The 7287-nt window shown below is 50.7% G+C and carries 6 protein-coding genes and 1 pseudogene; 3 read left to right on the top strand and 4 right to left on the bottom strand.

Annotated elements, in window-relative coordinates:
• Nucleotides 1–114: pseudogene (locus tag ACKWCC_RS19390) on the top strand (IS30 family transposase); the annotation flags it as partial.
• Nucleotides 115–533: 419 nt separating this feature from the next.
• Here ACKWCC_RS19390 and lysS read toward each other — a convergent pair.
• Together lysS and ACKWCC_RS18515 are read right to left on the bottom strand one after the other, a co-directional pair.
• Complete coding sequence (gene lysS, locus ACKWCC_RS18520) at nt 534–2225, bottom strand: lysine--tRNA ligase (RefSeq protein ID WP_413997465.1); 1692 nt, start codon at nt 2223–2225, stop codon at nt 534–536.
• A 39-nt stretch (nt 2226–2264) separates the two neighbouring features.
• On the bottom strand, nt 2265–2969 hold the full coding sequence (locus ACKWCC_RS18515; RefSeq protein ID WP_413997464.1) for an SGNH/GDSL hydrolase family protein: 705 nt from the start codon (nt 2967–2969) through the stop codon (nt 2265–2267).
• Nucleotides 2970–3068: 99 nt separating this feature from the next.
• Between ACKWCC_RS18515 and ACKWCC_RS18510 the strand changes: the two genes are divergently transcribed.
• Complete coding sequence (locus ACKWCC_RS18510) at nt 3069–3224, top strand: YqaE/Pmp3 family membrane protein (RefSeq protein ID WP_413997463.1); 156 nt, start codon at nt 3069–3071, stop codon at nt 3222–3224.
• Between the two features lie 481 nt (nt 3225–3705).
• Nucleotides 3706–4404 carry a lipoyl(octanoyl) transferase LipB gene (lipB, locus tag ACKWCC_RS18505; protein ID WP_413997462.1) on the top strand — a complete coding sequence of 233 codons (699 nt, stop codon included), beginning with the start codon at nt 3706–3708 and terminating at the stop codon, nt 4402–4404.
• A 168-nt stretch (nt 4405–4572) separates the two neighbouring features.
• Here the strand turns inward: lipB and ACKWCC_RS18500 are convergent, their stop codons facing one another.
• Together ACKWCC_RS18500 and ACKWCC_RS18495 are read right to left on the bottom strand one after the other, a co-directional pair.
• Nucleotides 4573–5271 carry a TapB family protein gene (locus ACKWCC_RS18500; RefSeq protein WP_413997461.1) on the bottom strand — a complete coding sequence of 233 codons (699 nt, stop codon included), beginning with the start codon at nt 5269–5271 and terminating at the stop codon, nt 4573–4575.
• A 323-nt stretch (nt 5272–5594) separates the two neighbouring features.
• Nucleotides 5595–6932 carry an OmpA family protein gene (locus ACKWCC_RS18495; RefSeq protein WP_413997460.1) on the bottom strand — a complete coding sequence of 446 codons (1338 nt, stop codon included), beginning with the start codon at nt 6930–6932 and terminating at the stop codon, nt 5595–5597.
• Nucleotides 6933–7287 lie beyond the last annotated feature (355 nt).

Genomic DNA, 7287 nt, shown 5'->3' with positions numbered 1-7287 from the left:
AAGGCGGAGAACATTTTAAACAACAGGCCCAGAAAAAGGTTCGGGTACAGAACGCCCAACGAGGTTTTTGCCGCAGCAATAGAAAATCAGGGCATTGTTGCGTTTATGACTTGAATCCAGCGAGGACCTCAAATGAGCTGCATAGGGATTTGGCATTGATTGCTGAAAAAAAGAAAATGAAATTGAATGAGTTGGTTAATAAGGCATTCGATTTTTTAGTGAAAAACGAGGATGAGGTCCTGCAATAGGGCATAATCTTTGGAAATGCTTCATATGAAAGGGCACCATGGTGCAGCTCCTTTCAAAGTTGGGCAACTGGTCCTTTGTAATCCTGCTTTCCCACGCTTGTTTTTATGATGGGCGGACTTGGAAGAAAGTAATACCATTTCCCAATTGAAAATGAGCCGATGAATGGTTTTTTTGAAGGCCAAAAACAATTGAATTTCTTTGGTCGAATTTTAAAAAAGAACAGTTGTAAGCCCCACCGGAAGGGCAGGGCTTCTTTTTAAAAGGAAGGTAGTACGGTGTCTGGGTCAGGACTCAATTTTCACAAATAACCCCTCATCCGTTTTGGTCACCTGGGCCATGCTGTTTTGGGTGAGCTCCTTGATGGCCTTGTCCCATTTTTTGTTGGAAAGCCCCGCGGCGTCCTTTAGGGCTTGCAAGGGCATTTGCCCCTCTTTTTTTAAGGTGTTGAAAATGGCCTTCGCCTCGTCGCTCAAGGCCACGGCCTTTTTCTCCGGCCGCATTTGGGGGAAGAACAGCACTTCCTGTATGGAGGCATTATTGGTCATGAGCATGACCAAACGATCAATGCCAATGCCAATGCCACTGGTGGGGGGCATGCCGTACTCCAACGCCCTGATAAAGTCCTGGTCTATGAACATGGCCTCGTCGTCCCCTTTTTCGGACAAGCGCAATTGTTCTTCAAAACGCTCGCGCTGTTCTATGGGGTCATTGAGCTCGGAATAGGAGTTGGCCAGTTCCTTGCCGTTCACCAACAGCTCAAAACGTTCCGTCAGGGCGGGGTTGTCCCTATGCTCCTTGGTCAGCGGACTCATTTCCTTGGGGTAATCCGTGATAAAGGTGGGCTGTATGTAAAAGTGCTCGCATTTTTCACCAAAGATCTCATCGATCAATTTTCCCACGCCCATGGTGTCATCTACCTCCAAGCCCATTTTTTTGGCGGTTTCGCGCAGTTCGGTCTCTTTCATTCCGGCCACGTCCACACCGGTATGCTCCTTGATCGCCTCCAAGATGGGCACCCTGGGGTAGGGCGCCTTAAATTCGATTTCGTTGTCGCCCACGGTTACCTTGGAGCTTCCGGTGGCGTCAATGGCCACTTTTTCCAAGAGGGCCTCGGTGGTGTCCATCATCCAATGGTAATCCTTATAGGCCACGTAGAGTTCCATTACGGTGAACTCAGGGTTGTGGGTGCGGTCCATGCCCTCGTTCCTAAAATCCTTGGCAAATTCATAGACCCCATCAAAACCGCCCACGATCAACCGCTTTAGGTATAGCTCGTTGGCAATGCGCAAGTACAGGGGAATGTTCAGGGCATTGTGGTGCGTTAAAAAGGGCCTGGCCGCCGCGCCTCCCGGAATGGGCTGCAGTATGGGGGTCTCTACCTCCAAATAGCCCATGGCATTGTAGAATTCCCGGATGCTGTTGGTGATCTTGGTGCGCTTTACAAAGGTGTCCTTGACCTGGGGGTTCACCACGAGGTCCACATAACGTTGGCGGTACCTCAGTTCCGGGTCGTTGAACTCGTCATAAATACGGCCTTCCGCGTCCTTTTTGGGCAAGGGCAAGGGCCTCAGCGTTTTGGTGAGCAGGGTAAAGTTTTTTACCATAATGGTCTTTTCCCCCACTTGGGTGGTAAAGAGCTCGCCCTCCACGCCAATGATGTCGCCAATGTCCAACAATTTTTTATAGACTTCATTGTAAAGGGATTTGTCCTCGCCCGTGCAGATTTCATCGCGGTTAAAATAGACCTGTATGCGGCCCGTGCTGTCCTGTAGTTCTGCGAAGGACGCCTTTCCCTGGATCCGGCGGGACATGAGCCGGCCGGCCACCACCACGGCCTTACCTTCCTTATACTGCTGTTTTATGCTTTCCGAGGTGGCATTAACGGGATATTCCGCGGCGGGGTAGGGGTCTATGCCCATATCGCGCAGGCGGGTGAGTTTCTCTCTGCGTACAAGCTCTTGTTCGGTAAGTTGCATCTGTGTCATTTTAAGGCCGCAAAGATAGGCAAGAATGCCTCAATCTTTCAATTGTTCCTTGATAATGGGGAGCATGCGGGCCACAAAACGTTCATAGGCCACGGCCGAGGGATGTAGGCCGTCCTGCGCCACCAGCTCTGGCTGCTCCAGTCCTTGCCGGGTTATGTCCGTGATGTCTATAAAGACCATGCCCAATGCCTCGGTCGTTTTTTTGGCGAAGGCATTGTAGGCGTCCAGTTCCGTGGCAATGGCCTCCCGGTCCCTGCCTTCGGCAAAAGGGGTCTGGCCCCAGTCTGGGATGGAGATGACAAACACACGGTCTTTGTCGTTGCCGGCATAGCCAAGCGATTTTTGCAACAGTTCTGGAAACTCCCTTTCATAGACCTCAAAGGGGGCGTTCTGGTATTGGTTGTTCACGCCAATGAGGAGGGTCACCAGATCGTGGTCATCCCCAGGGGTTTCTTCGGCCAGTGCCCGTAAAAGATTGTCCGTGCGCCACCCGGTCACGGCGATGATGTTGGTGGTAATGTCCGCGTTCAGGGCGGGCTCCAGGGCATTCTCCAACTGCTTGGGGAAACTTTGGCCGGGCGGTACGCTCTCGCCCACCGTATAACTGTCGCCCAGGGCCAGATAGTTCCATATTTTGGTGGGGCCTTCCGCACGGTCGCCATTTTGGCCCAGGTTTTCACTGGTCTTGTTGCCGTTACAGGCAAGCATCAGCACAAAAAGAAAGAGATAGCGCATTTTTGTTTGTTTTACACCGCCCTAAAGCTACGTAATTTGTAACATTGGGGCATTTTTTAGACCAATGGGGTACATCAATCATCAAAAAGTACACCTTCAATGAGTTTTTTTAGAGTGCTGTTGGCCATATTGTTCCCGCCACTGTCCGTGATCGGCAAGGGATGTGGATCTATTTTAATTGTGTTCCTGCTTACCCTTTGTGGTTGGGTGCCCGGGGTCATAGCGGCCCTGGTCATATTGAACAATCCCAACTAGTGTTGTGTTAAGCCGAATTCGTCGCATGAACCAATGCTTCTTTTGCGGCATATTGTTGTTAAAAAACAATTCCGTAGCTACGGCTATGCCTTGCCTTCGCAGCATCTCGCCCGTAGCATTTGCTATGTCGTGCCTAAATCTGCCACAAAATCCACCCCCGCACCTTCGGGAGCCCAATACGCCAATTCAGCTTTGACTTAACACTGGAAGTTTTGATTAAGGTATTGGGAATTGCGCCGGTGTCCTTGCCGGTGCTGGTATGGCGTCCTGTCATGTCATGGAAGAAATCTACTTGAACGAAGGTGGCTCGGGTAAACGGGCCATTGGTTTTGATGCCGGTGCACTTATGGAAATGGTGGGTACTTTGAATTGTTTACCCCGTGATGTACAGGGGCTATTTACTGGAAATGATGAAAACCCCAGAAGCCATTAGTATTGAGGTGGAATTAGAGAACTAGGCTGCGCTTCGTATCTTTGCGGCATGAACAAGAGGGTGCACTTCCAAGACCTGGGATTAAAGGATTACAAAGAAACCTGGGACTACCAAGAGTTGCTTTTTAAGGAAACTGTGGATGCCAAGATTCGCAACCGACGGCAAGGGACCGCGGTTGAAACCCCCAATCATTTTCTTTTTGTGGAGCACCCCCACGTCTTTACCTTGGGTAAAAGTGGGGACATATCAAACCTTCTTGTGGATGAAAAACAACTGGCCGAAAAGGAAGCCAGCTTCTATAAAATAAATAGGGGAGGTGACATTACCTACCACGGCCCCGGCCAAATTGTGGGCTATCCCATTCTGGACCTCGACAATTTCTTTACGGACATACACCAGTACTTGAGGCTATTGGAGGAAATGGTGATGCTTACTCTGGCAGAATACGGGCTCAAAGCCGAACGATCCCAAGGGGAAACCGGGGTTTGGTTGGATGTGGGCACGCCCTTTGCCCGGAAGATCTGTGCCATGGGCGTCCGCGCCTCCCGCTGGGTCACCATGCACGGTTTTGCCTTGAACGTAAATGCAGACCTGGGCTATTTTGATCTGATGGTGCCCTGCGGCATAAAGGACAAGGCCGTAACGTCCTTACATTTGGAACTGGGAAAAACCAAGGTGGATATGGACGGGGTGAAGCAAAAGCTCCGGCACCATTTTGAAGTCTTGTTTGAGGCGGAATTCATCTAAATAAAGCCCTTTACCAGATGGGGCGCCGGGCCATATCTGATGAAACTGCCGTTTATGCGGCACTGCGGCGGCGCCCGCTGGGGGCCACCTAAAGGGTTCAGGGCACTGCCTGGCCTTGTCCTTCTGGGACAACAGTGGCACACGGGCAGATCTGTGGCCGCCCTATCCTTATTTGGAGAATTTGGTCAATTCCATGCTGCTCATTAGGTTTCCCTTTTTGTTGTAGGTTTCCTGTTTCACCATGCCCACGCCCTCGGCCAGCCAAACCCGCGACGGAAAGTTCTGTTTTACCATCATCGCCTTGGATTCATTGTCGCTGTAGATCACAAAACAATTGAAGGTGCCGGCCGGGGTGGTCACCGATTCCTGTTTTTCCACCTTTCTGTTGGTGGTGTCCACGGTGCTTTTCATGTTCATGCCCCCCATCCCAATGGAAATGCTCACATTGGCATCTTCCAGTTCCTGCCCCACGGCCAGGTCGTTCGGGAGTTCCAGGTCGGTACCGCTAATGTCCATCTCCACGTCCATTTCGGCGTACTGTTCCAACATTTGGGCCGGCATCAGGGACTCATAGTCCACCGTGACCATATTGCCTTGGCAGGTGAAGGAATAATTGGTCTCGTACACCATTTCCCCTTTTTTGTCGGTAAAGGAAATGTCCATGGTGGCCGTGGTGCCATCTGCGTTGTTGGCCACATCGGTCACGGCATAATTTGTAATGCCCTCGGTTTTTCCTTTTTTGTCGTACATCGTATATTCAAAAGTGGTGCCTTCTTCCATGGGGTAAAACCGGCTGCACTGGTTTTGGGCAAAGGTTGCGGTGGCTGCCAAGCAGAATAGGCCGGAAAATAGTATTTTGAATTTCATGGGAGTATATTTTTTTAGAGGTCAGTAGATAGTTACCTATTTTAAATCGAGTTGATAGCCTAAATGTCAGGCTGAGCGCCCGCCCGAATTGTGGTCGAGGCAGGCAGTCGAAGTCTTCCTTGGCCGGCAAATGGTTCTCTCCCGAAATTTCGGGAGCGCTCGAACTGACAATAGTAAAAATTATTAACCGTATTATAATCAAATAATTACCTTGTTTGATGGATAAGTATTTATCTACTGACCTCTATATTTTTTTTGTGTTGATTTGATTTCATTGCGTTTTTGTAGTGTAGCCCGGCAAACGCCTTGCCTTCTCCAATGTGTCATTGCTTAATGAACTCCACCCGCCTGTTTTGGGCTTTTCCGTTTGGACTATCGTTTGGTGCCACGGGTTCGCGCTCACCTTTTCCGCCCGTGGTAAGGCGGGAGGCATCAATGCCATACACGGAGGTCAGGGCGCTTTTCACAGCGGCCGCCCGCTCTTGGCTAAGGGCCAGGTTGGCCTCTTCCGGTCCATCGGAGTCCGTGTGCCCCACTATTTTCAGGTTTAGGGAGGCATCTTCGAGCAACACTTGCGACACTTGCCTTATAATGCCCATGGAAGCCGGTTGCAGCTTGGCAGACCCACTGTTGAACAATATGCCGTTGGTGGATACTTTTCCCTCGGACATCAGTTTTCTGCGCAGGTCCACCCCGCCGGCCTTGACCTTAATGTTGGACAACAGCAGCTGTTCCTCCCCATCCTTGAAACCCTTGGCCTCAAACTTAAGGGTGTTTATTATGTTCGGGGTCACAATTCGGGGCACATCCAAATACTTTGTCTCATTGATCCACAGTCGGAAACGTTCTTTGTTCACGGCAATGGAGATATGGGGGGCGTTGCGCATTTCTTCCCGCACATCTGCCGTTATGGTATTGTCCAAAATCCTTTTTCCGTTCGCTTGGCCCCAAATACGGATGCCGGATGCAATGTACTGTACAAAGGGCAGATAGGCGTACACACTGTTCTTTCCGTATCCAAAGGCATCGCTGTCGTCCAAGATCACGTGCAATTTGGCCGAAGATGAGGTCTGTTTGTCCAGGCCCAGGGGCAGTACATCGAACTCAATGGTGTATTCCTCCGGCAGATCGGGCACATCCGGGATGTAGTAAGAGGCCATTTTAAGTTGCAACCATTTTTGGTCCGATCCGGTGACCTGCACTACCTCGCCGCCTCCGTCCGTGTTCCATTTACTGGGAAAATCGCCCAGGAAATCGTTTTCAAAATCATCAAAGAACAGCAGCTTGTCCCCGGCCACAAAATCGAATTTGCTGTACACCTTTAAATTGTTGTTGTTTTCGTTGGAAGTGGGCGGTGGGGCGCTTTGGTCCCCTGGCACCGGGGCGCTGCCATTAGGGTTGTTGTCTCGGGGCAGGGCCTCGGGTTGTGGCTCTTGGGGCGCCTTCCCCTTTTTTTTGGAACCCGGTTCCAAAATACTGTCCAAGGCGGCGTCCGTTTTTTTGGAAGTTTCCCTTTCCACTCTGTTCTCCACGGTTCTTTTGGCGGCCCGTTCCGCGGCTTTGCCCAGTTTTTTCAAGAATTGGGCGTTGGCCGTGCCAGTGGCGCCAAGAAGGAACAGGGTGAACAAAAAGGTGATCAGGGGAGTGCGTGCAGTGTTCATGGTCATTATTTTTTTTACGCTGGTAAAGGCCAACGGCCAAGATGAACAACATCCACGTCCATCAGGCAACCGTTGGGGCAAGCCAAAACGGCTCGCCATTCCGAAAGATGAATCTGCTGTCCAAGGCATGTTGCCTCATCTGGGTTTAACCTTTCGTCCACCTCAAAATTAGAAAGCATCCCTTTAGGGAAAGGCACAATTTTATATATGCCGTGCAGGAATGTACCAATGGCCATCAAAATTGTATATTCGGAAGGTGCCGCCCGAAGAAAAGGATCACCCCTTGGGCCTGGTGTGCCGTCCGGGGACATCGGCCCCATATCATCAAGGAAACCATCGGTTTCATCCAGTCAGA

This window comes from Maribacter aquimarinus, from assembly GCF_047345505.1.
In the GTDB taxonomy this organism is placed as follows: Bacteria; Bacteroidota; Bacteroidia; order Flavobacteriales; family Flavobacteriaceae; genus Maribacter.
Note: the sequence above shows the minus strand (reverse complement) of the source record. Positions and strands in the feature narration are given on the sequence as shown.

Coding starts and splice junctions, on each gene's coding strand:
- lipB (WP_413997462.1), top strand. CDS start 3,706: ATGAACAAGAGGGTGCACTTCCAAGACCTGGGATTAAAGGATTACAAA.
- ACKWCC_RS18510 (WP_413997463.1), top strand. CDS start 3,069: ATGAGTTTTTTTAGAGTGCTGTTGGCCATATTGTTCCCGCCACTGTCC.
- ACKWCC_RS18500 (WP_413997461.1), bottom strand. CDS start 5,271: ATGAAATTCAAAATACTATTTTCCGGCCTATTCTGCTTGGCAGCCACC.
- lysS (WP_413997465.1), bottom strand. CDS start 2,225: ATGCAACTTACCGAACAAGAGCTTGTACGCAGAGAGAAACTCACCCGC.
- ACKWCC_RS18495 (WP_413997460.1), bottom strand. CDS start 6,932: ATGAACACTGCACGCACTCCCCTGATCACCTTTTTGTTCACCCTGTTC.
- ACKWCC_RS18515 (WP_413997464.1), bottom strand. CDS start 2,969: ATGCGCTATCTCTTTCTTTTTGTGCTGATGCTTGCCTGTAACGGCAAC.